The organism is Paraburkholderia sp. A1RI-2L, assembly GCF_048957375.1.
Lineage (GTDB): Bacteria > Pseudomonadota > Gammaproteobacteria > Burkholderiales > Burkholderiaceae > Paraburkholderia.
The window spans coordinates 204,424-231,240 of the sequence record NZ_JARBTA010000003.1 but is presented as its reverse complement, the minus strand read 5'-3'; the positions used below and the strand labels follow the sequence as shown (position 1 = coordinate 231,240).

Here is a 26,817-nt window from a genome sequence, read left to right as displayed (position 1 = left end):
CTCGAACGGAGACGAATGATGCTTATCAAGCGTGGGGTGCTGGGCCGGCTGGTCGCGTTGGCCGTGTGGGGTGCGTCTGTGACATTGTCCTCGTCTGCCGACGCGAAAGAGTGGACGTCGGTCACCATCGCTACTGAAGGCGCCTACGCGCCGTGGAATATCACGTTGCCCGGCGGAAAGCTCGGTGGCTTCGAGCCGGAACTGATGCAGAATCTATGCACACGCATCAAAATCGAATGCAAGCTGGTTGCGCAGGACTGGGATTCGATGATTCCGGGTCTGCGGGTGGGCAAGTTCGATGTATTGATGGACGCCATCATGGTGACGCCGGAGCGCGAAAAAGTGATCGCGTTTTCGCGTCCCTATGCGTTGACGCCGGGAGCGTTCGTTTCAGCCGACCCAAAAATGCTCTCCGGCATTGGCGGTACTGCGGAGGTGCTCAAGCTGACCGGTGACCCGAAAGCGGACAAAACCGCCATTGACCGCCTTCGCGTGGCATTGAAGGGGCGCTCCATCGGCATTCAGATCGGCACCGCGTACACCGACTTCATCAACAGGAACTTCAAGGACGTCGCCACGATTCGCGAGTACAAGAAGTCACCTGAGCGCGATCTCGATCTCGCTTCGGGCCGGATCGACGTCGCGTTCGATGACGTGAGTTATTTTTCGGCGGTCCTTCAGCAGCCGGAAAACAAGTCGCTTGCCTTCGTGGGTCCGAAGATCGGGGGAACAATCTGGGGTCCAGGGGAAGCACTCGCATTCCGTCAGAGTGATGCCGATCTGAAGGCGAAATTCGATGCCGCGCTTACCGCCGCGCTCGCGGACGGCACCGTGAAGAAACTGTCACAGAAGTGGTTCAGCATCAATATCACACCATGATGGCGTGAGTATGGCGATATAGGGCAGTCCAGCCAATGCTGCACTGCCCGAATACCCGCTCCTTCCGAAATAAATAATTTGTAATGCCAATTATTAATATGGAGACATCTATGATAAAGAAAATTTTCGTAGCCGGGGGGTTCGTATTCATTTCGTCGATTGCGTCCGCGCAAAGCTCCGTCGCTCTATATGGGATTATAGACGAGGGCTTCAACTTCACGACGAATACCGGAGGTAAGCACGCGTACGAAATGGAAAGTGGCTACGCGGCAGGTAGCCGGTGGGGCGTCAACGGCAAAGAAGATCTCGGCGGTGGGCTCGCGGCACTGTTTACGCTCGAGAACGGTTTCGACGTCAATAGCGGACGCGCTGGCCAGGGGGAACGGATGTTCGGCCGGCAAGCCTACGTCGGCGTGCAAAGCGACAAGCTGGGCGGCCTGACCTTCGGACGCCAATATGACTCAGTCGTGGACTATCTCGCGCCGCTCACGGCAAACGGCGGGTACTCGGGATACCTGTTCGCTCATCCGTACGACAATGACAATACGGATAATTCGTTTCGGGTCAGCAACTCGGTGAAGTACGCCAGCCCGAATATCGCGGGCTTTACATTCGGTGGCGTCTATGGTTTCAGCAATGCCGCCGGTGCGTTCGCCAATAACCGGCTCTATAGCATTGGAGCGGCCTATAGCACAGGTTCGCTGTCGCTGGCTCTCGCCTACATGGACATCGATAACGTCGGTGCCAATAGCGGTGGCGCGGTGGCGACGAACGACGCAAGTTTTGTCGCGGGGCATCAGCGAACCTATGGGGCGGGGGTCACCTATACGATGGCCAGCGCGACGCTGGGCTTTGTTTATAGCCACACGTCGCTGGACGCGCCTGGCGGCAACGGCTACCTGATGCCCGGCACCTTTCCAGCGGGTGTGACAGTCAGTTCGCTGGACTTCGATAACTTTGAGATCAATGCGAAGTACGACTTCACGCCGGCGCTTTTCGCACAGGCCATGTACACGTACACGCTTGGCAAGTACCAGGGAAGCAATGCCAGCGCGCGGCCCAAATGGCACCAGGTGGGCCTGATGCTCGACTACAACCTCTCGAAGCGCACGGATGTCTATCTTCAAGGGGTATTTCAGCAGGTTGCGGACGGCAATACGGGGACGTTCCTGGATCAGGCATTCATTACCGGTGCGGATAATTCCTCGTCGTCGAACCGGCAATTCGTCAGTCGCGTCGCCATCAGACATTCATTCTGAGTTGTTCAACCGGGCGCTGAAATGCCTGAGCAGATCTGCCCCCGGCTCGGTACGCATTCGTCAGTTCTGCGCCATCTTCTCGAACACCTCCGGGTAGCGTCCGCCAGAGATTTGCTCGGGCGAGAAGATGGCTTCGAGCCTCGCGCATTCGTCCGCGCTCAATCGAATATCGGCTGCGCCGGCATTCTGCTCCAGATGCGCAATGCGCTTGGCTCCCGGGATCGGCACGATGTCGTCGCCTTGCCCCAGAACCCAGGCAAGCGCGAGCTGGGCCGCCGTCACGCCTTTCTCGAGCGCCATGGCCTCGACCGCCGAAACGAGCTTGCGATTCGCCTCGATATGGCCAGGCTGGAAGCGCGGCAGGCTGCGGCGAAAGTCCTGCTCGTCCAGCGCCGCGAGCGACGCTACCGTGCCCGTCAGGAAGCCGCGCCCGAGCGGGCTGAACGGCACAAAGCCGACCCCGAGCTCCCGGCAAGCAGCCAGCACGCCATTGCGCTCGACATCGCGCGTCCAGAGCGAATATTCGCTTTGAAGCGCTGTGATGGGGTGGACCGCATGCGCCCGGCGCAAGGTCTCGGCTGAAACTTCCGACAAGCCGATTGCCCGCACCTTGCCTTGCGCGACCAGGTCCGCCATCGCGCCCACGGTTTCTTCGACGGGTACGGCCGGATCGACACGATGCAAGTAATACAGATCGATCACATCCGTTTGCAGGCGCTTGAGCGATGCCTCCGCCACGGCGCGGGCATTTTCCGGGCGGCCATCGGTGCCGGTTATCTCGCCGAAATCGTCACGGTCGCGGCGATACGTAAAGCCGAATTTCGTCGCGATCACCACCTTGTCCCGATACGGCTTGAGCGCGCGCCCCAACAAGATCTCATTGCGATGCGGCCCGTACACCTCGGCGGTGTCGAAAAAGCTCACACCCAGATCGACCGCCCGGTGCAGCGTATCGGTCGACGCTGCTTCGTCCTGCACCCCATAGGCCTGACTCAGCCCCATGCAACCGAGGCCAATGGCGGAAATATCGAATTGCCCAAGTCTGCGCATCTGCATCTTTCTCTCCTTTCGCGAACGTGTCGGGATGCAGGTATCGTAGTCGCCGATCGATCATTCGATAATATGTCCGGATTCGATTGCCTCAATCTATCCGATAGAACAATGGACCGAACGCAGCTTTCACAACTCACCGTCTTTGTGACCGTTTCGCAGCTTGGAAGCTTTCGCGCGGCGGCCGATCACCTTGGCATTGCGCCCTCGGCGGTCAGTCATGCGGTCTCGACGCTCGAAGCCAGTCTGGGCGTCAGGCTGCTGGCACGCACGACCCGCTCGACACGGCCAACCGAGGAAGGCCAACGATTGCTCGACCGGGTTGGCGCGCCGCTTTCGGACATCGCGGCGGGATTGGCCGAGGCGGCCGAACAGCGCGAGGCCCCTTCCGGGCCGCTGCGAGTCACGATGCCGATGCTGGCGGCGGAAGAACTGATCATGCCCCGCCTGCGAGACTTCAGCACGCGCTATCCGCAGATCGAACTCGACATTCGCACGTCCGACCTGTTCGAGGACATCGTCGAAAGCGGTTGCGACGCGGGATTGAGATTGGGCGAGAGTCTCCAGGCGGACATGATCGCCGTGCGAGCGAGTAGCCCGCGCCGGAGTCTGATCGTCGCGACGCCTTTCTATTTTGAAAGCCATCCGCAGCCGATGCATCCTCGCGATCTCGCCGATCACCCATGCATCCGGCGACGTTTCGAAAGCGGGCGCATTTACCGCTGGGAACTGGAAAAGGATGGGTGCCCGATCAGCGTCGAGGTGAAGGGCAATTTGATCTTGCCGCAGCAGAGCCTGATGCGGCAGGCGGCGCTCGACAGTTTGGGGCTCGCGTTTCTCTTCGAGGAAGCGATCGACGAGGATCTTCGTGCTGGACGTCTCATTCCGGTCATGCAGGAATGGTGTCCGCAATTCGACGGCTTCTATATTTACTACCCCTCGCGCAGGCAAATGCGGCCTGCGCTGCGGGCTTTCATCGAGTTCTTCCGGTATCGGGGATGACAGCGCGATCTAGCGAAGCCGGATATGCCATGCAATTGGCCTGGTGCTAGTCATCGTCTTCGACATCGGGCTCATTCAGATCGATTTCTAGCACCCGGCAAACATCGCGCACGAACTCGTTCATCGCGGCGAAGCATTCGGGGCTATGCGGCGGAAAGTCCTCGGGGTTCTTCTTGCCCTGCGCGCGCCGGATCGCGCGAATGCTGGCCTCCAGTGCCCGTGCTTCGGCCCAGATCGGATGGTTCCCGGAAGGTTCAAGTGGTTCGCATGCCATGCCCAGATTGTCGGCAACGGCCGCGTGAACTTTAGCGCTCCCTCCCCACAACCTGAATGAATTCCGTTTGCCTTTCTGAATGTTTTAAGAAACCATTCATCTGCTGATTCAGCCCCACATCCCGTTCCTCGAACGACAACTCCGGTCCACGACGATGAAAATCACCACGATCCGGCCTTACATTTCCGTGCTGCTCGCTGCGGCATTGATAAGCGCCTGCAGCGGCGATTCCAGCAACAACCCGCCGCCGCAATCGTCAGCTCCGCCGCTTGCCACGGACGCCAGCGCCTGCCTCGCGGTGGACAACAACGGCTCGACCGTCGTCGTCGGCTCGAACCAGCCGGGCGATCCGTCGCTGCCCGAAGCCGCGTCGGGCTACCGGACGGGACTGAAGCCGCGCTACGCCCGGACCTGCATGGTCGCAACCTCGAACGCCTACGCGAGCGCGGCCGGTTGCGCCGTGCTCAGGCGCGGCGGCACCGCCGCCGATGCGGCCGTCGCGGTGCAGGCCGTGCTCGGCCTCACGGTTCCCGAAGCGACCGGCCTCGGCTCCGGCGGCGTGCTGCTGTACTACGACGGACCCAGCAAGACGCTGCAAGCCTACGATGGCCGCGAAACGGCGCCCGCCGCCGCGACCGAAAACTATCTGCGCTATATCGACGACACGACCGATCAAACGACGCCGCTGCCGAACCCGCGCGCAAGCGGCCGCTCGATCGGCACGATCGGCGTGCCGCGCCTGATCGAAGCCTTGCAGCACGACCACGGCAAGCTGCCCTGGCGCGGCCTGTTCGGCGATGCGATAACGCTCGCCAGCAACGGCTTTCCGATCGGCGGGCGTCTCGCCGCGGCCATCGCCTCGACCGCGCCGAACCTGAAGCGCGATCCCGAAGCGGCCGCGTATTTCCTGAACGCGGACGGCTCGCCGAAGACGCTCGGCACGGTGCTCAGGAACCCCGCGTACGCCGATGCCCTCACGCAGATGTCGCAATCCGGCGCGAACGCGCTCTACACTGGCGCGATTGCGCAGGACATCGTCGCGAAGATCGCCGCCACCACGGGCGCCGACGGCTCGACGCTCACGCCCGGCAAGACCACGCTCGCCGACCTCGCCGGCTATCAGGCAAAAGTGCGCGAGCCGGTTTGCACGACGTATCGCGCGACGTACTGGATCTGCGGGATGCCGCCGCCGTCCTCGGGCGGGATCGCGGTTGCGTCCGCGCTGGGCATTCTCGAGAATTTCGACCTGACATCGCTCCCGCCCACGGCCATCGACCTCGAAGGCGGCAAGCCCACCGTCAACGGCGTGCATCTGATCACGGAAGCGGAACGGCTCGCGTATGCCGATCGCGACAAGTATGTTGCCGATACCGATTTCGTTCCGCTGCCAGGCGGCACATGGGACACCCTGCTCAACAAGCCCTACCTGAAGAGCCGTGCAAATTTGATTAGCATGTCGAAAAGTCTGGGCACGGCGCAGGCGGGCAATCTCGGCGCGGTGCCGGTCGGCATTGCCGCCAACCAGATCGAGCACGGCACGAACCAGTTCACGATCGTCGACGGCGACGGCAGCGTGCTCACCGCCACGACCACGGTGGAGTCGAGCATGGGTTCGTTCCACATGACGCACGGCTTCCTGCTGAACAACCAGTTGACCGACTTCTCCGCGAGCCCGACCGACAGCGCCGGCAATCCGGTCGCGAACCGCGTGCAGCCCGGCAAGCGGCCGCGCAGCTCGATGGCGCCGACGCTCGTGTTCAAGGTTGCGGCCGACGGTTCGCGGGGCGACTTCGTGATGGCCACCGGCTCGCCCGGCGGCGGCACGATTCCGCAATATGTGGTGAAGACGCTGGTGGGTGTGCTCGACTGGGGGCTCGACGCGCAGCAGTCGGCGGGGCTGATGGACTTCGGCGCGAGCAACAGCCCGACCACGACGATCGGCGGCGAGCATCCCGATCTCGATCTCACCGACAACGGCGTGCACGATCCGCTGATCGCAGGCCTGACCACACTCGGCCATAAGGTGTCGACGGCGTCGCAAGCTAGCGGCATCAACACGGTGATGCGTGTCACGCGAGGCCAGTCTGTCGTGCTGCAGGGCGGCACCGATCCGCGCCGCGAAGGCGTGGTGCTCGGCGATACCTTCACGCCCTGATGTTCAGGATGCGGGGCTGCCGCGCGGGCGCGTGACCGCCCCACCCGCGCGGCGTACACCGTTACTCCAGCGCGCCCACTCCGGCATTGGCGCGCGCGCCCGTTCCGCCCATCACCACGAAGTACGCCGCGCCCGCCGCCACGAATCCAATCGGCCACGCAAACGCTGCAATCGCGGAGAGCGCGGGCAGCAGCGCAACCGCAACCGCCGCGCCCGCGGTCGGCACGAACACGGCCATTGCCTTCGGATTGACACCATTGCGATAGAAGTACTCGCCGTTTTCGTCCGAGCGATACAGGTCCTGGAGCTTGACCACACCGCGCCGGATCAGGAAATAGTCGGCGGCCATGATCCCGAACAGCGGCCCGAGAAACGCACCGAGCCCGCCCAGGAAGTAGTTCACGACCACCGGGTTCGAGTACAGGTTCCAGGGCATGACCACGAGCGCCAGCACCGCGCTGATGATGCCGCCGCGACGGAACGTGATGCGCTTGGGCCACACGTTGGCGAGGTCATAGGCAGGCGACACGAAGTTGAGCACGACGTTCACGCCAATGGTCGCCACGATGAACATCAGTGCGCCCACCACCAGCACGAAGGTGTTGGGCACTCTGGCGAGGATCAATGCCGGGTCGGTGATGGCCTTGCCGAACACCACCACGGTGCCCACCGTCATGGTGATGCTGATGGCGGCGAACGCCGCGAAATTAATCGGGATTCCCCAAAAATTCCCGACGATCACGGCGCGCTCCGATTTCGCGAAACGCGTGAAGTCGCAATAGTTGAGCAGCATGGTCGCGTAAGTGGAGACCAGCAGGAATGCGCCGGTGAGAATGCCCTGCGCCACCCCGCTGCCCGACAAGGGCTTGACGGACAGATTCATCGGCAGATGCCAGTCGGCCATCGCGAAGAGCCACAGCGCCATCAGCAGCATCACGACCCACACGATTGGTCCTGCCCAGTCCTGGAAGCGGCGCACCGCTTCCATGCCGCGCGTGATCACGAGCAGCTGCATGACCCACAGAAACACGAAGCAGGCCCATCCGAGATACGAGAGACCGAGCAGGCTCTGGTCCTCCAAGTGCTGCAAGGCCGGATTCATGCGCAGCAACAGGACGACCACGGCGGTCGAAGCCAGATAGGTCTGAATGCCGTACCAGCAAATAGCGATGACCGCGCGAATCAGCGCCGGCACGTTGGCGCCCCAGATGCCGAAGCTGAGTCTCGCCATCACGGGAAACGGCACCCCGGTCTGCTGCCCCATGCGGCCAGCCCAGTTCATGCCGAAGAACAGAATGCCGGTGCCGATCAGAATGGACGCGAGCACCTGCCACCCCGTCATGCCGAGCACGAACAAGCCCGCCACGAACGTATAGGTGCCGATGTTGTGTATCGCCGACATCCAGACCGCGAAGAAGCTATAGGACGTCCACTTCCGCTCGGTGGCGGGCGCCAGGTCGTCGTTATACAGCCGGCCTGTCGGGTCCAGTTCGGCCAGTTTCCTGTCCTGTCTTTCCACGATGCTCTCTCCTCGCATAATTCCGCCGCTCACATTAGTTCAGCGAATTGTTTGTGGGTTTTTAGTGAAACGGCGGGCACTCCATGAATGGAATCACCACAACCACAACGCGTTAGTCGAGCGCACCTCGAGGCCCGATCGTCGGTTTCCCGCAACGCAGAAAGCGGCCTCGCCCGCGGCGCGGATGGAACTCGCCATCCCATACCACCGCCCCGCCGATTAGCGTGATGTCGGGCCAGGCACGCAGCGTCTGACCTTCGTAAGGCGTGTAGTCGACCGCATGATGCAGATCCGCGTTGCGCAGCACGAACCCGCGCTCGCCCCAGATGACGAGGTCGGCGTCGCTGCCGATGGCGATAGTGCCTTTGCGCGGGTGCAGGCCATAGGTCTTGGCCGGATTGGTAGACGTGAGTTCCACGAAGCGGTTCAGCGTCATGCGCCCCGCCAGCACGCCCTCGGAATAGAGCAGCGGCATGCGCGTCTCCACGCCGGGAATGCCGTTCGGAATGTGGCTGAACGAGACTTCCTCGCCGCCGGGCTTTTTGCCTTCGGGCGCGTCGTAGTTGAATGGCGCGTGGTCGGAACTGAAAAGCGTAAAGAGCCCGTCGTTCAGGCCGTCCCAGATCACCTCCTGGTTGGCCTTGTCGCGCGGCGGCGGACTGCAGACGCATTTCGCGCCCTGATAGGTGTCGTCGATGCCGAGATCGGCGGCGGTCAGAAACAGGTATTGCGGGCAGGTCTCGGCATAAACCTTGAGGCCGCGCGAGCGCGCCCAGCGAATCTGCTCGACCGCTTCGCGCCCCGAGACGTGCACGATCAACACCGGGACGTCCACCAGTTCGGCGAGCGAAATGGCCCGATGCGTGGCCTCGCGCTCCACCAGCAGCGGGCGAGCATGCGCATGAAAGCGCGGCGCTTTGCGGCCCGCGGCTTCGAGACGCTTCGTCAGCCATTCGATGCAATCGGCGTTCTCCGCGTGAACCATGGCCATCGCGCCGTATTCGCGAGCGATGGCCAGCACGTCGAGAATCTGGCCATCGTCGAGCTTCAGATCCTCATAGGTCATGTAGATCTTGAACGACGTGTAGCCCTCGGCGATCAGCGCCGGCAACTCCTCTTCCAGCACCTTCGGTGTGGGGTCGCTCACGATTAAATGGAACGCGTAGTCGATGTGCGCCTTGCCTTCGGCGCGGCCGTGATAGTCGTCCACGGCGGCGCGCAGCGACTGGCCTTTCTCCTGCGCCGCGAACGGAATCACGGTGGTCGTGCCGCCGCATGCCGCTGCGCGCGTGCCGGTGTCGAAGTCGTCGGCCATGCGCAGCGGCGGCGCCATCGGCTGATCGAAATGGCAGTGCGCATCCACGCCGCCCGGCGTCACCACGCGCCCCGCCGCATCGATCTCGCGCGCGCCCGCCGGCAAGCCCATGCCCAGCTGAACGATGCGCCCGCCCGCGATGCCGATGTCGGCCTTGAAGGTGTCGCTGGCCGTCGCGACACGCGCATTGCGGATAACCAGATCTAGCGCCGAACCTGTCACCTGAAATCTCCCGACTCGAAAATTATCTTATGAATCAACGGCAACCATGACGTCTCTGCTGTCGACATAATAGTCAACAATTATGTTTACAACACTAGTGTTTACATGAGTGTCGACAATCCGCGAGGCTGCCGGTATCCTGACTCTGGGCGATGCGCAGCGCGGCTGGCGCGCCCGCTACACCGCATACGAGAGGCCATTGCCGTGCCTGCAATCGACGAACTTGCCACGCCCCCTGCCGGGAAATCCGCCCCACGCAAACGCAAATCCGCTGCGCCGGCGCGCGCGCCGCTGGAACTCAGTCAGGACGAGATTTACGAGCGCATCTACGCGGCGATCCTCGAGCACCGGCTGCACCCCGGCACCAAACTCGCGGAAGAGCGCCTGGCCGAAATTTTCAATGCCAGTCGCGGACGCATTCGCGAAGTGCTGGCGAGGCTCGCGCATGAGCAGGTGGTCGAATTGATTCCGCAGAAGGGGGCGTATGTCGCGCGCCCTTCCATCGAGCAGGCGCTCGACGTTTTCGAAGCGCGCCGCCTGATCGAGCCCGCGATCATGCGGCGGCTTGTCGAGAACTTGACGGCCGAAAAGCTCAAGCGCCTGCGCGAGCACGAAGCACTCGAAGCCGATGCGCGCAAGCGCGAGGACAAGCGCACCGTGATCCGGCTCTCGGGCGAGTTTCATTCGCTCGCGGCGGATCTCGCGGGCAACTCGGCGCTCGCCCGCACCATGCGTGAGCTTTCCGTGCTCACGTGTCTCATGATCTTTCTCTACGACGCGCCTACAGCAACCTGCTGCCGCGCCGACGAGCACTCGCATATCGTCGATGCCATCGCGAAGCGCGACGCCGCGCGCGCCGAGCGTTTGATGCTCGAGCACCTGGACCACATTCAAGGCAGCATGAAGCTCGAGTCGGCAAGCGAGCAGGTCGATCTCGAAGAGATCTTCAGAAGCTGACGCGCGGACCGCGCGTCACCAGCGACTGCGTCGGCCGGTGTGATTGGTTGTGTCCACATCTTGTTTGCATCGACCGATATTGCGCTCATGAAGTATCAATAACGCGCACACATCACGTGCGATCGCGCTAATTCTCTCGCCCGCGCCACTTCCCCGATTACAACGGACTTAACGCGATCTGCATGCCGTCACGCACGTGGCTGGCGCGCGTGCCCGTTCCGGTTACGCATTTAAGCGGGCATTTCATACCCCATTTGCAGCGGGTTTACGCTAGTTCGCGAGAACACAAGCGATTGGGGCGCATCGCCCTATGTCGCAAGAATCCGGAATACCTAATATCAAGGCACCGCGAGACATCAAGTCGAACGGCTAAGCACCGAGCGATTCCCGCGAGTCATGGATGGCCACGATCAATGAGGTGGCTGTTCATCAGCATTGCACCTGGCCATAACCGCTTCACGCACGACCGTTCAATCATGCACGGTCGTCGGACGCGGCAACCCATAAATCAAGGAGACAACCATGCTGCATGATCTGCCCGCCCGTCCCGAGACCGTTCATTGGGGCTATTTCGACGCCTGCAAAGCACCGGCCCTGACCGTGAAAAGCGGCGACATCATTCGCGCCGAAGCGATCACCCACCATGCCGGCGATGCGCCGGACCTGATGATGGACAACGCCGTGCGCGAAATCTATTCGAAGATCCCGCACGAGGACCGCAATCCGGGCGTGCACATCATGACAGGCCCGATTTACATCGAGGACGCCAAGCCCGGCGACGTGCTCGAAGTGCGCTACCTGCAAATGATTCCGCGCTTTCGCTACGGCGCAAATGCTGCCGCGCACTGGGGCCAGCTGTACCGCGAATTCAACAAGGAACGCATCACCATCTATGAACTCGACACCGCGTCGAACACCGCACACGCACTGTACGCCTACGACTATCCGAACAAGATGACGACGCCCGGAAAAATCGTCGACGAGCGCGAATGCTGCCGCCAGCCAGCGCTCGCGGGCGTGCGCGTTCCGGTGCGCCCGCATCTGGGCACGGCGGGCGTGGCGCCCGACAAGGCAGGCCGCGTCTCGACCGTGGAGCCGGGCTTGCACGGCGGCAACATCGACAACTGGCGTATTGGCGCGGGCGCCACCATGTATTACCCGGTTGCGGTGGACGGCGCGCTGTTCTCGATCGGCGACCCGCACATCTCGCAGGGCGACGGCGAAATCAGCGGTACCGCGATCGAGGCCTCATTGAATGTGCTTTTCCAGGTAGTCCTGAGAAACGATTTTCACTTCCCCTCGCCGCTGCTGGAAACGCCGGACTGCTGGGTCGTCCACGGTTTCCATGAGGATCTCGACGAAGCCGGCAGGAATGCGGCGCGCGACATGATCCATCTGCTGACCGAGCAGCAAGGCCTCTCGCGCGACGACGCCTACTCGCTCATGAGCGTCTCCGCGGATTTCGGCGTCACGCAGGTCGTCGACGGCACCCAGGGCATTCATTGCACGATGCCGCGTGCCATCTTCCCGCCGAAAACCAAGGGCTAAACGCCAGATCAGGCCAAACAAGGCCTAAATCGGACACCCGGATAACGCAAGCGAACAAGCGTGAGGAACTCACATGCACTATGTCTACGTGGGGCGCAATGAACTGGTTGCGCTCATAGTCGGTCTCGTCACCGGCACGCTGTATTCGTGGCTCGATCTGCCCATTCCCGCACCCAACGTCACGGGGGGCATTTGCGCCATTCTCTTCACCTATCTCGGCTACCTGATCGTGAACGCATGGCGCAAGAGTGTCAGTTTCGGTCGTCCACCAGCAAGCGGATCGATCGCGGCCGATTCATGATAAAGGGGAATGACATGGTTGAAATCATGCTAGGTCAAACGGAAATTCAGGCCGCAGCCGTTGGCCTGGTAACAGGGGTTGTTTACACTGCGGTACGGGCTCCGATACCTGCGCCCAATGTGCTCGGCGGCATCTTCGCGATCGTCGGCACATTCGCGGGCTTCGTCCTGGTGGCGGCCATGCGAGGGCAGCTGCATTTCGGCTAGCCGCCACAACGGCTCGACGCATGTGCTGGATTGAAGTCAGGCGGGCCCAGCCGGTGGGTCCGCCATCACCACTGCTGCATGCACGTGCCAGGGAGACAGGCCTTGCGTCAATCGCACTTTTCCACTGAAGCCTGGCCGCAACCCGGCCGTGCCGCTGCCTGGCGCGCCGAGCTCATGGTCGCGCGGCTCTCCTGCCAGAACCTGTGCGCAGATCACTCGCTGCATGGCACGGTGCAGTCCAGAACCACCAGTGCCGGCATTGAGCTCGCCTGCATCGCTTCAGTGCCACAATCAGTTGCCGTGGCCGCGGGCAAGGACCGTGGCCTCGTGTTGCTGATGCTGCTCGAAGGCGAGGCCGGGCTCGCCACCACGGGCACGAGCGACAGCCTGCGTGAGAACGAAATTGTCTGCGTGCCCGCGGGCGCGCACGCCGAGTTGTCGCTCGCCACCGCGTTTCGCCTGCTCACCGTTCACATCGGCCCCGCGCTGCTCGCCGCGCGCGTAGCCGCGCCGCTGCCCACCGAAGCGATCAAGCTCACGGGCGATGCAGGACTGCTCTTTGCGAGAATGCTGTGCGCGGCCGCCGACACCTTCGAAACCGTCGTGGCCGCCGACCCCAAGGCCTTGCAGCCCATCGACAGCACGATCACCGAGTTTCTCGCCACGGCCCTGATCGCGAGCCAGCCGCCCGACCTCGCGGGGCTCACGCAGTCGCGCACCGCCATCTTCTCGCGCATCTGCGAGCGCGTGGACGCGCGGCTGGCCGAGCCCGGCTTGAGCGTGGCCTCCATCGCCTCGGACGAGCACGTGTCCGCGCGCTACCTGCAAAAGCTGTTCGAAAAGTCGGGCACGAATTTTTCGGTCTATCTGCGCACGCGGCGGCTCGAACGTTGCCGTACCGATCTCGCGAATCCGCTCTACAGCAAGCTCACGGTTTCGGATATCTGTTATCGATGGGGCTTTAACGATCCCTCGTACTTCAGCCACGCGTTCCGGCAGCAGTTCGGCATCTCGCCCAGTTCCTACCGCGACCAGATGATGCCCGCGCCGGCCAAGGTCGTTGCGCAACACATCTCGCGCGGCCGGCCCGAACACGTGCGGATCCAGCCCATCGCGCGCGACCAGCTTCCGGCCAACGACGGCACCGCGCCGGCGAGCACGCCGGGCCACCCCGGCCATGTTTCGCGCTGGGGCCATGCCACCGATAGCTTCGGACGCCGCCATCACCGGCTCAACGCCACCGACAAGACCGTCCATTGGGGCTATTTGAGCCGCGACTTGCCTGCGGTGCTCGAAGTCGAGTCGGGCGACAAGGTGACGATCGAAACGCTCACACAGCACGCATCGGATGACTGGGAGCGCATGATCGAAGGCGATGCCGGCGCGCAAAGCGTGTTCCATTGGACCGCGCAGAAGAAGAACGTCGACCGGCGCGGCGCGGGCCCGCTCGATGCATCGATCTATGGGCGCGGCGCGGGCGAAGGATTCGGCGTCCATATCTGCACGGGGCCCGTGGCCGTGCGCGACGCCATGCCGGGCGACGTGCTCGAAGTGAGGATTGTGGACATCCGCCCGCGCATGAGCGCGAACCCCTGCTTTCACGGCAAGGCCTTCGGCAGCAACGCCGCAACGTGGTGGGGGTTTCATTACCGCGACCTGCTCACGGAGCCGCGCGAGCGCGAAGTCGTGACCATCTTCGAAATCGACTGCGAACGCTCCGACCGCAAGGCGCGCGCGCTCTACAACTTCCGCTGGACGCCGCAACGCGACCCGTCTGGCGTGCTGCATCCGACGATCGACTATCCCGGCGTGCCGGTCGACCATTCCACCATCGAGAAAAACTACGACGTCCTGAGCGATATCGAAATACCGGTTCGCCCGCACTTTGGCGTGATTGCAGTGGCGCCGGCCCAGAATGGGTTGATCGACTCCATTCCGCCTTCGAGCTTCGCGGGCAACCTGGACAACTGGCGCGTGACGCGCGGGGCCAGCGTGTTTCTGCGCGTGGCCGTGCCTGGCGCGTTGTTCTCGATTGGCGACCCGCATGCGTCCCAGGGCGACTCCGAGCTATGCGGCACCGCCATCGAATGCTCGCTGACCGGCGATTTCCAGTTGGTGCTGCACAAGAACGGCGAGATCGACCCGAACGCTCCCTTCGCCGACTTGACCTACCCGCTCGTTGAAACCGCGAACGAGTGGATTCTGCATGGCTTCAGTTCTCCGAATCATCTGACCGAGTTCGGGCAAAAGGCGCAGAGTCACATCTACATGAAGTCGACGCTCGACGAAGCCATGCGCGACGCGTTTCGCAAGGCCCGCCGGTTTCTCATGTCCGTCAAGAAGCTCAGCGAGGACGAGGCCGTCACGCTCATTTCGGTTGCCGTCGACTTTGGCATCACGCAGGTGGTCAATGGCAACTGGGGCGTGCATGCGATTATCAGGAAGTCTCTGTTCACGGGCACCTGACTTACTGCCAGACTTGCTGCATTAGTCTGGAACGCAACAGATCCTGCCTTCCGGTACCATTCCGGTTTCTGCCCCCGTCCCGGAGACAAGCCGTGATTACGCTTTTCCATGCTCCGCATTCGCGCTCGTCGCGCATGATTTTCCTGCTCGAAGAACTTGGCGCACCGTATCAAATCAAGTCCGTCGATATTCGCCGGGGCAACGGCACAGGCGCCGTTGACCCGGCTAATCCGCATCCGCACGGCAAGGTGCCGGTTATCGAAGACAATGGCGCGGTGGTGTTCGAAAGCTCCGCTATTGCCTGCTATCTCACGGACAAATTCCCGGATGCGGGCATCGGCCCGGTGGTGGGCTCGCCGTTGCGCGGCGCGTATCTCACCTGGCTGGCCTATTACGCGGGCGTAATGGAACCCGCGTGGGTCGGCAAGTTCATGGGCATCACGCCGCCGCGCGGCACGGCGGGCTGGGTCGATCCCGACGAAGTCATGGTGCACGTCAACCGCACGCTGCAAAATGGCCCGTATTTGCTGGGCGAATCCTTTTCCGCCGCCGATATTCTGGTCGCCACCACCTTCGCGCTGTTCATGGGCAGCCCGCTGCTCGAACGCACGACATTGCTGGAGGATTACGTCCAGCGCGTCACCAGCCGCCCCGCTTTCGCGCGTGCGCAGGCCCGCGAGAATGGCTGAGAACGGCTGGCATGCGTGCTCAAGGCAAGGGTTCTCCTTGCCTTGAGTGCATTCCCCTACGCGCGCATCTGCAAATCGAATGGCGTCTCGCGCAGGCGCTTGCCCGTCAAGCTGAACACCGCGTTGGCAATGGCCGGCGCAACCGACGGGCCCGCCAGTTCGCCCACGCCGCCCGGCTTGCTCACGTCGCCCTGCACGATATGAATGTCGATGTCAGGCATGTCGCTCATCCTCATTACGCGGTAGGTGTCGAAGTTGCTCTGCTGCACGCGGCCGTTGCGAATGTCGATGCGATCGCTCGTGGCATGACCGAGCCCCCACATCAGGCCGCCATAAAGCTGCTCCTCCACACCGCCCGGTGACACCGCAATGCCGCAGTCGGTCACGCAGGTGAGCTTCTCGACCACCATGCCATCGCCCTTGCGCGCCACGCGTGCGATCACGGCGATGTAACTGCTATAGGCCTCGTTGGTCGAGATGCCGAGCGCCGTGCCGGCCGGCAGGGGCTGCCCCCAGCCCGCGCGCTTCGCGGCTTCGCGCAGCACCGCAACGTGCCGCGGCCGCTCGCGCATATGCGCGATGCGAAACTCCAGCGGGTCGCGGCGCGCGGCATGCGCGGCTTCGTCCATGATGGACTCCACGGCGAACACGTTCGGGATATAGCTCACCGCGCGATACCAGCCCGTGGGCACGCCCGTCTCATGGCGTACCCAGCCGATGTCGCGATGCGGCGCGCTATAGGCGAACTCCCACTTGTTGATGGCTTCGGTCGTGCTGTAGTCCATGCGGTCCGCGCGGTCGAGGTATCCCGGCTCCCACTGCTCGGGCGAGGCCGGCGAAACCGCGCGCAGTTCCAGCGACGCAAGCTGCCCCTTCGAATCGACCACGGCCCGCGCACGGTGATGCGTGGCCGCGTGGTAATACAGCGCGCGCATTTCGTCCTCGCGGCTGTTCATCAGCTTGACCGGCTTGCCGGTCTTGATCGCGAGCCACGTCACTTCCAGCAGCCAGTACTTCGATTCGCGAGCGCCGAAGCTGCCGCCCGAAACCAGTTCGTGCAGCGTCACCCGATCCTCAGGAATGCTACCGATAACCTCGGCAGCCTCCCGCGCCGAAGACGGCACCTGCAATCCGCCCCAATATTCGATGCCGCCGTTTCTGGCCCAGGCAGTCACATTGACCGGTTCGAGCGGATTCGCGGCCTTGTACGGCATCGAGTACGACGCTTCGATCATTTTCCCGCCCGCCGCTTTGGCCGCGTGGGCCGCTTTGGCGTCGCCGTTCTGGACGGTCGGCACCACGCGCGCAGCGGGATCATTCAGCCATGCGGCCTGGCGCGCCGCCAGCGTGCTGCTGTCGAACGACTCGAAGGGGCTGTCGTCCCATTCGATTTGCAATGCCGCCTGGCCGCGATGCGCGGCCCAGTAATCGTCCGCGAGCACGGCCACGCCGGCCTGATTGCCGCCGAGAATATCGGGCCGCGCGGGAACCCGCAGCACGTCGCGCACGCCCGGAATGGCGAGCGCGGCCTTCGCGTCGACGCTGCGCACGCGGCCATCGATCATGGGCGCGCGCGTGACCACGGCCACGAGCATGCCTGGCAGCGACACGTCGATGCTGTACCCGAAGCTGCCGGTGGTCTTCTGCGCGGCATCGCGCTTCTTGCGCAGCTTGCCCACATACTTGAACTCGCCGGGCGCCTTGAGCGCGACGTCTTTTGGCGCGTGCAGCTTCGCCGCGCGCGCGGCGAGCGAACCGTAGGTCGCGCGGCGGCCGCTCGCGGCTTCCACCACGTTGCCGTTGTCGGTCGTGCATGCCGATGCCGGCACACCCCACTGCTGCGCCGCAGCTTCGATCAGCATCGCGCGCGCCGTCGCGCCCGCGCGGCGCAAACGCTCGTATTCGAGCGAGACGCTGGTGCTGCCGCCCGTCGAAAACACTTTCCACAGCGGATGAATGTACTGCGCAAAGAACGGATCCTCGGGCGTGATCACCTCCACGCGGAACGGATCGACGTCGAGCTCCTCGGCCACCACCGCCGCGAGCGCGGTACGCGTGCCGGTGCCGGAATCGTGCTTGTGGACGACGAGCTTGATCGTGTCGTCGGGCAGAACGCGCACCCATGCGTTGGGCTCGAATTCGCCGCGCTGCGGGTGCGGGTCGCCGCTGATGGTTGGCTCTGCTGCCGCAGCGGCGTGCGCCTCGGGCAGCACGAAACCCACCGCGAGGCCCGCCGCCAGCAGCGCGGAGCCCTGCTTCAGGAAGCGTCGGCGCGCCGCGCCGTGTTGATCGTCGTGGCGCATTTCACGCCTCCTTGCCGGCGTGTTCCGGCGTGGGCGTGGCGGTGGAGGTCACCACCGCGTTCAGCGTGGGGTCGCCCGAAGCGGCCCGCTTGATCGCGCGATGAATGCGTCCATACGTGCCGCAGCGGCACACGTTGCCCGACATCGTCGACACGATGGTGGCGTCGTCGGGCTTGCCATCTTGCGCGAGCAGCGCCGCTGCCTGCATCAGCTGGCCCGACTGGCAATAACCGCATTGCGGCACGTCTTCGGCAATCCACGCGAGTTGCAGCGGATGGCGTCCGTCGTGAGACAAGCCTTCGATGGTCGTGATGCGCCGCCCGTCCGCCGCCACCGCCGGCAGCATGCACGAGCGCACCGCAGCGCCTTCCAGATGCACCGTGCACGCACCGCATTGACCCTTGCCACAGCCGAACTTCGTGCCGGTGAGCTTGAGGCGGTCGCGCAGCACCCAGAGCAAGGGCATGTCGTCCGGCACATCGTCGATCGTATGCCGGCTATCGTTCACCACTATCGAAATCACGCGCTGTCTCCCACGTTTTTCATGTTATTCCCGAAGTTTTTTCCGCCAGGTTTTTCCCGCTGGATTTTTCCCGTATCGTTGCGGCTTCGGGACGCTTTCAAATCGCTTCGCGTTTTCCAGCGCGTGCCCGCAGACACGGCTGCATTATTGAAAGCCGCCGCGCCAGAAGCCAGCGATCATTTCGTCGATCCTCTGTTAGCCGGACTAACACATGCTCAAGCGCTACCCCTCGATCCAGTCGATGCAGGCCTTCCTGCAAGCGGCGAAAGTCGGCAGTTTCTCGAGCGCCGCGCGCCAGCTCTCGCTCACGCACAGCGCGATCAGCCAGCAGATCCGCTCGCTCGAAGATTTCATCGGCCAGCCGCTGTTCGCGCGCGTGGGCGGGCGCATCGCGCTCACCGACGCGGGCACGCTGTTCGCCAATCAGCTTTCGGCGGGGCTCGAGCAGATCGACCGCGCGATCTCGACCGTCAAGGGGCGGCCCGCCGGGCCTTCCATTACGATCGACGTCGACCCCGAACTCATGCAGGGATGGTTTCCCTCGCGCTTGCCCGCGATCGTCGAGGCGCTCGACGGCGTCTCGCTGACCGTGCTCTCCGCGTCGCGCTACGACCGCTTCGCGTTCGAGCATGTCGATCTCGCGCTGCGCTACGGGTATGGGGAATGGGAAGGCGTGGACAGCACGCTGGTGTGTCACGACCGGCTCGCGGCCATGGCCTCGCCCGCGCTGCTCGAGCGCCACGGCCTCACGCTGCCGCTCACGCCCGAGCAGGTGCTGACGCTGCCGCTGCTCGGCTACACCAAGCGCTCGTGGATTCCCTGGCTGGAAGAGTCCGGCCTGCCGGGCGTGGAGCCCGACAGCATCGCGGTGCTGGACAATGCGGCGGGGCTGGTGGCCGCGCTAGGCTCGGGGATGGGCGCGGGGCTCGCGCGCGGCCTGCTCGCCGCCGATGCGCGCCGCGCAGGGCGCATCGTGACGCTCAACGCGGTGGAGCTGCCCACCCACTACAACCTCTACGCGCTGTGGCCGCGCGAGCGCGCTGCCCTCGTGGCGCCGCTGGTGAAGGTGATCGGCGAACTGGTGGCGCGCACGCTCGCATGAATGTCGTCCATCCGGAACTCCGGAACGCTTCTGGATCGAGCCTCAACGCGCCATCTCGGCGGCCACTTCGCGCACCGTGTCGAGAAACGCGTGCAGCACGGGCGAGGTGTCGTCGGCGCGGTAGCGCGCGTGCAGCGAAACGTCGAGATCGGTCTGGACAAGCTTCACGAACACCACGCCCCCCGTTGAGATCTGCTGCGCGGAGGTCGGCAGCAGCGCCACGCCAAGCCCCTCCCTCACGAGCGAAAGCAGCGTATGCACCTCCACCACCTCGTGCACGATCTGGGGCGTGAAACGCGCCTTCACGCAAGCGTCCTGAAGCGCGCGCGCGAGCTGCGACTGGCGCAAGCCGAATGAAATGAAGCGCTCGTGCGCGAGCTCGCCAAGGGCGATCTGCTTGCGCGCAGCCAGCCGATGATCGGCCGGCAGCACGGCCATCGCCGTATCGCGGCCGATCGCTTCGCAGCGAATCGCGGGATCGTCCTGATACAGACGAAAGAAGCACACATCGAGCCGCTTCTCCTTGAGCGCCGAGATCTGCTCCACCGGCGTCATTTCGTTGAGCGTCCAGCGCACCTGCGGATGGCGGCTCGCGAACACGCGCAGCGCGCGCGGAATGGGCGCGACCATGGCCGAGCTGATGATGCCCACCGCGAGATTGCCCATTTCGCCCCGGCCCGCACAGCGCGTGAGATCGATCGCGCGCTCGAACTGCGCGAAGATCAGCGGCACCTGCTTGCTCAGTGTTTTCCCTGCCTCGGTCAGTTCGACGCGATGCTGCGAGCGGATGAACAGCGCCGTGCCCAGCTCCTCCTCAAGCAAACGAATCTGCTGGCTCAGCGGCGGCTGGGAAATGTGCAGCCGTGCGGCTGCGCGGCCGAAATGGAGCTCGTCGGCAAGCGCCGCGAAGTAACGCAAGAGACGCAAATCCATGGGGGTCCATATCGCAAACGTATCAAGATCGAAGGGAAAAAATATTGTACAGAGCGATTTCGTCTTGTGAAACTTCGTCGCAAGCTGCACCCGTTTCTCTCTGGGGAGACCGCGGCCTGATTAGTTTATTGCAATCGCAGCATGACTAGAAGTCCGAATTAACTGGCCGGCACGGAATCGGCCGGAATCGAAAATCAGGAGACATGTCATGAATACCGCTTCACATCCCGTCGATAAAATTCTCCCCTGGCGCCAGATGCTCACGCTCGGCATGCAGCATATGCTGGTCGCCTACATCGGCGCGATTGCCGTGCCGTTGATCGTGGCCTCGGCGCTCAAGATGTCGCCCGCGGACACCACGGTGCTCATCAGCACCGCGCTGTTCTGCTCCGGCATCTCGACGATCTTTCAAACCGTCGGCGTCTGGAAGCTTGGTGTGAAGCTGCCGATCCTGCAAGGCGTGGCGTTCAGCAGCGTCGGGCCCGTGATCGCCATCGGCCTCACGCCCGGCATCGGCTTCACGGGAGTGTGCGGCGCGGTGATCGGCGCGGGCCTGTTCACGGCATTCGCTGCGCCGCTGGTCGGCCGGTTGCGGCGCTTCTTCCCGCCCGTGGTGACCGGCTGCATCGTCACCGTGATCGGCATGCAGCTCTTTCCGGTCGCGTATCAATGGGTGGGCGGCGGCGATACCAAGAGCGCGGACTTCGGCTCGCTGCCGTTCCTCGGCGTCACGCTGCTGGTCGCCACGGTGATTCTTCTGATCAACCGCTTCGGCTCGCCGTTCGTGCGCAATCTTTCGGTGCTGATCGGGCTTGTCTTGGGCACCGGGCTCGCCGTCGCGCTCGGCATGGGTCATTACAGCAACGTCGCCGCCACGCCCTGGTTCACGCTGCCCGTGCCGTTCTATTTCGGCAGGCCCGAATTCTCCATCGTGCCCATCGCCACCATGGCCGTGGTGATGATCGTGCAGATGGTCGAGTCGATGGGGCTGTTCGTGGCGATCGGCGACATCGTCGACAAGGAAGTGAGCGAGGAAGACGTCGTGCGCGGCCTGCGCGCCAATGGCGTGGCCAGCGCGATTGCCGGCATGTTCGCTGCGTTTCCGTTCATCGCCTTCATGGAGAACGTCGGCCTCGTGATCCTGACCGGCGTGCGCAGCCGCTGGATAGTCGCGACGAGCGGCGTGCTGATGTGCGCTGTCGCGCTCGTGCCCAAGGTCGGCGCCGTCGTGGCGGCCACGCCTTCGGCCGCGCTCGGCGGTGCGGGCATCGCCATGTTCGGCGTGGTGGTGGCCGCTGGCGTGCAAACGCTCGCGAAAGTGGACTTCGAGAACAATCGCTACAACGTGCTGATCGTAGGCTTCACGATTGCAACCGCGTTGATGCCGGTGATGATGCCGCAGGTGTTCGGCCACATGCCCGAATGGTCGCTGCCCTTCCTGCACAGCGGCGTCGTGATCGCCTGCCTCGTTTCCGTCATGCTCAATGCGCTGCTGAACGGCGTACGTCCCGCCGAACGCACCGGGCACGAGCACGCCGATGCGGCTTGTGCAACGATGGCGCGTGACTGATGCGCGCCTGACACTCACCGGCTCGCGCGAGCGCTACGCGTGCTCGCGCTTCGCCCTCAACACACATAATAAGGATGCCTGATCGTGAACCCAACAACGCCGCCGCCCCAGTCGATTCTGATCCGCAACCCCGCCGCCATCATGAGTGGCCGCCCCGGTGACCAGGCCCGCCTCGGCCAGGCCGATCTGCGGATCGCCAACGGCCGGATCGAATCGATCGCGCCCAATCTCACGCCGCTTGCCAGCGAACGCGTGATCGATGCGCGCGACTGCGTCGTCTATCCGGGCTGGGTCAACACCCACCATCACCTGTTCCAGAACCTGCTCAAGGCCGTGCCTTCTGGCATCAACGCCGATCTTCAGGACTGGCTCGCCGCCGTGCCGTATCCGCGTCTCGCGCGCTTCACGCCCGAGCTCGCGCGCACGGCTGCGCGGCTCGGCATGGCCGAGATGCTGCTCTCGGGCGTGACCACCTGCGCCGATCATCACTACCTGTATCACGCGCATGGCACCACGGAAACCGGCGACCTGCTGTTCGAGGAAGCCGATGCATTCGGCCTGCGCTTCGTGCTGTGTCGAGGCGGCGCGCTGCAATCGGCGGGCGATCACCCGGGCTTTTCGAAGACCGTGCTGCACCCTGAAACACTCGACCAGATGCTCGCCGATATCGAGCGCCTCAAGGCCCGCTATCACGATGGCAGTGCGGCCTCGATGCGCCGTGTGGTGGTCGCGCCCACCACGCCCACCTTCTCGCTGCCGCCCGAACTGCTTCCGGAGCTTGCGCGCGCCGCGCGAGGGCTGGGTCTGCGCATGCATACGCACCTTTCGGAAACCACGCGCTATGTCGACTTCTGCCGCGAGCGCTTCGGCAAGCTGCCGGTGGAATTCGTGGCGGACCACGGCTGGCTCGGCCCCGACGTGTGGTTCGCGCATCTCGTGCACCTCGAAGCCAGCGAGATTGAGATGCTGGCCGAATCCGGCTCGGGCGTCTCGCATTGCCCGGTCAGCAACGCGCGCCTCGGCAGCGGTATCGCCCCCGCGCCCCGCATGGCCGCTGCCGGCGTGCCGGTGTCGCTGGCCGTCGACGGCGTGGCGTCCAACGAATCGGGCAGCATGACCCACGAGGCGAACTTCGCGTGGCTCGTGCATCGCGCCGCGCATGGCGCGGCGGCAACCACGGTGGAAGAAATCGTCCATTGGGGCACGGCCGGCGGCGCGCACGTGCTCGGGCTCGATGCCGTGGGCACGCTCGCCCCGGGCCAGGCCGCCGACCTCGTGCTTTACGACCTCAACGCGCTGCGCTTCGACGGCTTCCATGACCTCGCGGTCGCGCCCGTTGCGGCGGGCGAGCCGGTGCGCGTGCGTCACAGCATCGTCAATGGCCGCGTGGTGGTGGAGAACAGCGAGATTCCTGGCCTCGATCTCGAGGCGCTGCGCCGTGATGCGGCGCAGGGGGTGAAGGAACTGCTGGATTGAATGTGATGTGGGGCGGGTGCAAGGGCTATGTGCTTGGGCTCGCCCGTTTCATGAATTCGGCATGTGCTTCGTGTTGGATATTTTCGCGTTGGGGTAAAGCGCGGCCGGTACGACGCGCTTTCTCTTGATGCGGATCTCGAGATGATTGGTCGTGGTGCCATGCTCAGCACGTCCGAAGGCGCGCTTCGCTATCTGATGCGCAACCCCAATTGAAGTCGCGTTGCAGTATTGACTATCGTCTGGCCAAATCGCACAGTGTACGAAACTCCCGCCACGCGGTGTCCCAACCTTGGAGATCCTCACGCGTCGGTTCCGCAAATCGTCTAAGCGCCACTGCCGCAAAAGACGGAACACGATAGAGGCAGCACCTGCAAAATTTCACCCGCTCAACTTTCCGGCGGGACACCGCGAGCATGAGCCGGTGTTGCACCATCCGATACGTGCAACCGGATAGGCGTACCAGCATCGGAATTCTGTAGAGGGCGTCCGGTATCATCAATCCAATCACTTCTTCTATCTTTGACGCGGTTATTACCGCACGACTCAAGCTGTGGACTTGTATTCTATGCGTCCCCATAGCCATCGAACTGTCGAAATGCAGGCTCGTAAGTGTCCGTAGTTTCGCGCTTAGGTTTTAGTGTTGCGGCCAAGGCTGCCAGCCTGTCTGCTATACGCGCTACTACCGGTTGCCATTCACCAGGTCGAGGCTGTCGGAACAACTTAACGCTGTCGTACCATCGCTGTGTTTCGTTGCTCCCCCATGCCCATTGCGAGACGTGATCTAGCATCGCGAATACCGGCACCCCGAGCGCGCCGCCCAAGTGCAACGGCGCGCTGTCGATTGTCACTACCGCGTCTAGTGCGCAGACATGCGCAGCCACGTCTTCGAAGCCGTTCCGGTAGTAGGGTGTCAAATCGCAGTGCGGCACGTTTGCAGGCATCTCTGAATTGCCAGGTGAAAGCGGGTGAAATACCACATCGCCCAACGTAAACAGCGGTGCAAGTTCTTCGAGTGCCATTGAACGCTGCGCGTCTCGCCTGTGGTTAGGATCACCACGCCAGACCAAGCCAATCTGGAGCGCGTCGCGCAGCGGCGGTGTCTCGCGCACGCGGGAGCGCCATTCTGCGACGCGCGTTGAATCAGGCTTCAGATAGGGCGCGCCACACACCTCGTCCGGTTTTAGGCGGAGTGCGAGCGGTATGCTCATCATGGGCAGACAATAGTCAGGCGTACCATGCTCTGCGAAATTTTTCGTTTCAATCTCGATACACGGTGCGTAATGACGTGTGAAAAGGGCGCGCAGCGCGCGCCTGCACGCCACTACCACGCGACCGCCCTGAGCGTTCACGCGTGCGGCGAGCGCTGGGATAAAGCGGACCATCTGAATATCGTCGCCGTGTCCCTGTTCGCTATAGACCATCAGCGTGCGGCCTCGAAGCGACTGGTCTGTCCAATGCGGCGCTACACGCGCCATGATGGACACGACGTTGTTTGATGCCCGATCATTCCTGTTGAGCCGGTTTTCGTAGCGAATCCATCCACGCTTCCATTCGCAGTCGCGTAGTTCAAGCTCAGCAAGATCAACGGCTGCGTTCACGGTCGATGAATTGAGGTGGATAACCCGCTCATATAATCTCCGTGCTGCGCCATAACGGCCTTGCTCCGCGATAAATTGTGCTATTGCGGCTAAAATGTCGGGATTATTCGGTTTAATCGCGTTAGCAGTACGCATAGTCACCTCTGCGGCTACCGGGTCGTGTCGCCGCCACTGGGCATTCGCCAGTTGCCATGCAAGTTCAATGTCTCCAGGGTTGCACTCAAGTCCTGTGCGACACATTTCCTCTACTGTGCACCAGTCGCCCTGCTGTCGAAATTTCAGTACCAATTGCAACAGAGACGAGTCGTTATCGATTGTCGAATTCACTCGAACATTCCCAAAATTAAACGCAGATCGCCTATTCAATGTGGCGCATTTAAATAGGCGAATTATCGTTACACTCCATTTAATTGCTGTAATTTGCCTTTATTGTAGCGCCGGAAACATTTGACGTATTCAAAAGAATTGCATACCAATTCCCAGCTCTCGGGTTGCTTACAATGCAAGAAATAGTTTGACCGTAGCCACCTCTCGTTTCACATACAGGCTGATAGGTTGTTGGCGTATCAGAGACATAAAGGAACCCCCGCTCTCCGCTGTTTTTAAAATCTACGCTTACGGTTAGGCTCTTTGCATTTTCCGGAACAGGCGTCTTATAGTAAGCCCCATCGTACGCCTTGCCGGAAAACACAGAAGATCCATTGGCTGGCAGGGAAATCGTTGGTGGCGGATTAACGTTGACCGAGCGAGCAACAGTACTCGTGACTCCATTGGTGTCTGTAACCTTTAATGCGATTGTATATCTGCCGCTATATTTATAACGGATGGTAAATGGCAGGTTACTGTCCCTTACTATGGTGGGAACAATTGCACCCGTTTCCCATTGACGCTTTTTGATAGTCGCACCGCCTCTTGTACTTGACAAATCCGTGCAGTCAACTTCCATAAAGGGCGTTCCGTTCTGGACGCAGGTGAAATCGACGGCTACAGGGATGTAGCCGGACTTAGCCATTTGCACCGTCTTTGCAGCATCCAGAATACCGGGATCAAGAAGGCGATCGGGTTGCACGGGCCCAAACGGTTGAGAGCTTTGCTGGAGAAGTGCCCGTACTTCTGGCACTGTTAGCACCCTCGGTGCTACCGATTGCGCGAGCGCAACGACGCCGGCAACTTGCGGAGCGGCCATAGATGTCCCTGACAGGTAACCATAGTCTTCGGTGGTAGGAACGCTTTTTCCACTGTTGAACGTTGAGAGCACATCTTCGGCGGGTGCAGCAATATCGATGCCGGTCCCGTAGTTGGAACTTACCCAGCTACCGCCATCTCCTTCGCTTCCTCCAACCGCAATCACATTCCGGCAGTTTGCCGGCTGACTAGTGGATAGTCCTGCCGGTAATTTCCCGCCGCAGCAACTACGACGACCCCCTTACTTGCTGCAAAATCAATTGCGCTTTGCAAGGTCAAAGAGGT

21 protein-coding genes and 1 pseudogene are annotated in these 26,817 nt (G+C 62.7%); 13 read left to right on the top strand and 9 right to left on the bottom strand.

Going from position 1 to position 26,817, the window contains the following annotated elements; genetic code table 11:
* Positions 1-18: 18 nt before the first annotated feature.
* A complete protein-coding gene (locus PWP93_RS24165) occupies positions 19-879 on the top strand; it encodes a transporter substrate-binding domain-containing protein (protein WP_421046981.1) in 861 nt (286 codons plus the stop codon).
* Positions 880-989: 110 nt separating this feature from the next.
* Positions 990-2,138, top strand: coding sequence for a porin (locus PWP93_RS24160; protein ID WP_421046323.1), 1,149 nt, complete (start codon positions 990-992; stop codon positions 2,136-2,138).
* A 60-nt stretch (positions 2,139-2,198) separates the two neighbouring features.
* Here PWP93_RS24160 and PWP93_RS24155 read toward each other — a convergent pair whose 3' ends face one another.
* A complete protein-coding gene (locus PWP93_RS24155) occupies positions 2,199-3,194 on the bottom strand; it encodes an aldo/keto reductase (RefSeq protein ID WP_421046322.1) in 996 nt (331 codons plus the stop codon).
* Here PWP93_RS24155 and PWP93_RS24150 point away from each other — a divergent pair.
* The gene (locus PWP93_RS24150) at positions 3,081-4,190 is read left to right on the top strand and encodes a LysR substrate-binding domain-containing protein (protein ID WP_421046321.1); all 1,110 of its coding nucleotides are present in this window, start codon (positions 3,081-3,083) and stop codon (positions 4,188-4,190) included. The genes PWP93_RS24155 and PWP93_RS24150 overlap by 114 nt on opposite strands.
* Before the next feature lie 46 nt (positions 4,191-4,236).
* Here the strand turns inward: PWP93_RS24150 and PWP93_RS24145 are convergent, their stop codons facing one another.
* The gene (locus PWP93_RS24145; protein ID WP_421027557.1) at positions 4,237-4,464 is read right to left on the bottom strand and encodes a hypothetical protein; all 228 of its coding nucleotides are present in this window, start codon (positions 4,462-4,464) and stop codon (positions 4,237-4,239) included.
* A 154-nt stretch (positions 4,465-4,618) separates the two neighbouring features.
* Between PWP93_RS24145 and PWP93_RS24140 the strand changes: the two genes are divergently transcribed.
* The gene (locus PWP93_RS24140) at positions 4,619-6,619 is read left to right on the top strand and encodes a gamma-glutamyltransferase family protein (protein ID WP_421046320.1); all 2,001 of its coding nucleotides are present in this window, start codon (positions 4,619-4,621) and stop codon (positions 6,617-6,619) included.
* A 61-nt stretch (positions 6,620-6,680) separates the two neighbouring features.
* Here the strand turns inward: PWP93_RS24140 and PWP93_RS24135 are convergent, their stop codons facing one another.
* Complete coding sequence (locus PWP93_RS24135) at positions 6,681-8,138, bottom strand: NCS1 family nucleobase:cation symporter-1 (RefSeq protein ID WP_421046319.1); 1,458 nt, start codon at positions 8,136-8,138, stop codon at positions 6,681-6,683.
* A gap of 112 nt (positions 8,139-8,250) precedes the next feature.
* Positions 8,251-9,675 carry a dihydropyrimidinase gene (hydA, locus tag PWP93_RS24130; RefSeq protein ID WP_421027554.1) on the bottom strand — a complete coding sequence of 475 codons (1,425 nt, stop codon included), beginning with the start codon at positions 9,673-9,675 and terminating at the stop codon, positions 8,251-8,253.
* Positions 9,676-9,987: 312 nt separating this feature from the next.
* Between hydA and PWP93_RS24125 the strand changes: the two genes are divergently transcribed.
* The 6 genes from PWP93_RS24125 to PWP93_RS24100 all read left to right on the top strand — a co-directional run bounded on the left by PWP93_RS24125 (position 9,988) and on the right by PWP93_RS24100 (position 15,842).
* A complete protein-coding gene (locus PWP93_RS24125; RefSeq protein WP_421046980.1) occupies positions 9,988-10,632 on the top strand; it encodes a GntR family transcriptional regulator in 645 nt (214 codons plus the stop codon).
* Between the two features lie 522 nt (positions 10,633-11,154).
* On the top strand, positions 11,155-12,180 hold the full coding sequence (locus PWP93_RS24120; RefSeq protein ID WP_421046318.1) for an acetamidase/formamidase family protein: 1,026 nt from the start codon (positions 11,155-11,157) through the stop codon (positions 12,178-12,180).
* Positions 12,181-12,253: 73 nt separating this feature from the next.
* The gene (locus PWP93_RS24115; RefSeq protein WP_421046317.1) at positions 12,254-12,481 is read left to right on the top strand and encodes a XapX domain-containing protein; all 228 of its coding nucleotides are present in this window, start codon (positions 12,254-12,256) and stop codon (positions 12,479-12,481) included.
* 14 nt (positions 12,482-12,495) lie between these two features.
* Entirely contained in the window at positions 12,496-12,687 is a 192-nt protein-coding gene (locus PWP93_RS24110) for a XapX domain-containing protein (RefSeq protein WP_035525667.1), read from the top strand.
* Positions 12,688-12,789: 102 nt separating this feature from the next.
* A complete protein-coding gene (locus tag PWP93_RS24105; RefSeq protein WP_421046316.1) occupies positions 12,790-15,153 on the top strand; it encodes an acetamidase/formamidase family protein in 2,364 nt (787 codons plus the stop codon).
* A gap of 92 nt (positions 15,154-15,245) precedes the next feature.
* On the top strand, positions 15,246-15,842 hold the full coding sequence (locus PWP93_RS24100; protein WP_421046315.1) for a glutathione S-transferase family protein: 597 nt from the start codon (positions 15,246-15,248) through the stop codon (positions 15,840-15,842).
* A 56-nt stretch (positions 15,843-15,898) separates the two neighbouring features.
* On the opposite strand, the gene PWP93_RS24095 is transcribed toward PWP93_RS24100, so the two are convergent.
* On the bottom strand, positions 15,899-18,145 hold the full coding sequence (locus tag PWP93_RS24095; protein ID WP_421046314.1) for a molybdopterin cofactor-binding domain-containing protein: 2,247 nt from the start codon (positions 18,143-18,145) through the stop codon (positions 15,899-15,901).
* Position 18,146: 1 nt separating this feature from the next.
* Positions 18,147-18,668, bottom strand: coding sequence for a (2Fe-2S)-binding protein (locus tag PWP93_RS24090; protein ID WP_421046313.1), 522 nt, complete (start codon positions 18,666-18,668; stop codon positions 18,147-18,149).
* Positions 18,669-18,879: 211 nt separating this feature from the next.
* Between PWP93_RS24090 and PWP93_RS24085 the strand changes: the two genes are divergently transcribed.
* Complete coding sequence (locus PWP93_RS24085; protein ID WP_421046312.1) at positions 18,880-19,770, top strand: LysR substrate-binding domain-containing protein; 891 nt, start codon at positions 18,880-18,882, stop codon at positions 19,768-19,770.
* Between the two features lie 42 nt (positions 19,771-19,812).
* Here the strand turns inward: PWP93_RS24085 and PWP93_RS24080 are convergent, their stop codons facing one another.
* Entirely contained in the window at positions 19,813-20,703 is an 891-nt protein-coding gene (locus PWP93_RS24080; protein ID WP_421046311.1) for a LysR substrate-binding domain-containing protein, read from the bottom strand.
* A 208-nt stretch (positions 20,704-20,911) separates the two neighbouring features.
* On the opposite strand from PWP93_RS24080, the gene PWP93_RS24075 reads away from it, so the two are divergent.
* Positions 20,912-22,273: a nucleobase:cation symporter-2 family protein gene (locus tag PWP93_RS24075; protein ID WP_421046310.1), complete on the top strand. Its 1,362-nt coding sequence runs from the start codon at positions 20,912-20,914 to the stop codon at positions 22,271-22,273.
* An 81-nt stretch (positions 22,274-22,354) separates the two neighbouring features.
* Positions 22,355-23,749 (top strand): amidohydrolase family protein, encoded by a 1,395-nt coding sequence (locus tag PWP93_RS24070; RefSeq protein ID WP_421046979.1) that lies wholly within the window; start codon positions 22,355-22,357, stop codon positions 23,747-23,749.
* A 563-nt stretch (positions 23,750-24,312) separates the two neighbouring features.
* Here PWP93_RS24070 and PWP93_RS24065 read toward each other — a convergent pair.
* Positions 24,313-25,674 (bottom strand): hypothetical protein, encoded by a 1,362-nt coding sequence (locus PWP93_RS24065; RefSeq protein WP_421046309.1) that lies wholly within the window; start codon positions 25,672-25,674, stop codon positions 24,313-24,315.
* Between the two features lie 79 nt (positions 25,675-25,753).
* A pseudogene (locus PWP93_RS24060) lies at positions 25,754-26,731 on the bottom strand (S8 family peptidase); the annotation flags it as partial.
* Between the last annotated feature and the right edge of the window lie 86 nt (positions 26,732-26,817).

Bases quoted from the DNA above. Each gene is read 5' to 3' on its own strand.
- PWP93_RS24085 (WP_421046312.1), top strand. From the start codon at position 18,880: ATGCTCAAGCGCTACCCCTCGATCCAGTCGATGCAGGCCTTCCTGCAA.
- PWP93_RS24140 (WP_421046320.1), top strand. From the start codon at position 4,619: ATGAAAATCACCACGATCCGGCCTTACATTTCCGTGCTGCTCGCTGCG.
- PWP93_RS24165 (WP_421046981.1), top strand. From the start codon at position 19: ATGCTTATCAAGCGTGGGGTGCTGGGCCGGCTGGTCGCGTTGGCCGTG.
- PWP93_RS24075 (WP_421046310.1), top strand. From the start codon at position 20,912: ATGAATACCGCTTCACATCCCGTCGATAAAATTCTCCCCTGGCGCCAG.
- PWP93_RS24160 (WP_421046323.1), top strand. From the start codon at position 990: ATGATAAAGAAAATTTTCGTAGCCGGGGGGTTCGTATTCATTTCGTCG.
- PWP93_RS24145 (WP_421027557.1), bottom strand. From the start codon at position 4,464: ATGGCATGCGAACCACTTGAACCTTCCGGGAACCATCCGATCTGGGCC.
- PWP93_RS24120 (WP_421046318.1), top strand. From the start codon at position 11,155: ATGCTGCATGATCTGCCCGCCCGTCCCGAGACCGTTCATTGGGGCTAT.
- PWP93_RS24115 (WP_421046317.1), top strand. From the start codon at position 12,254: ATGCACTATGTCTACGTGGGGCGCAATGAACTGGTTGCGCTCATAGTC.
- PWP93_RS24110 (WP_035525667.1), top strand. From the start codon at position 12,496: ATGGTTGAAATCATGCTAGGTCAAACGGAAATTCAGGCCGCAGCCGTT.
- PWP93_RS24080 (WP_421046311.1), bottom strand. From the start codon at position 20,703: ATGGATTTGCGTCTCTTGCGTTACTTCGCGGCGCTTGCCGACGAGCTC.
- PWP93_RS24095 (WP_421046314.1), bottom strand. From the start codon at position 18,145: ATGCGCCACGACGATCAACACGGCGCGGCGCGCCGACGCTTCCTGAAG.
- PWP93_RS24155 (WP_421046322.1), bottom strand. From the start codon at position 3,194: ATGCAGATGCGCAGACTTGGGCAATTCGATATTTCCGCCATTGGCCTC.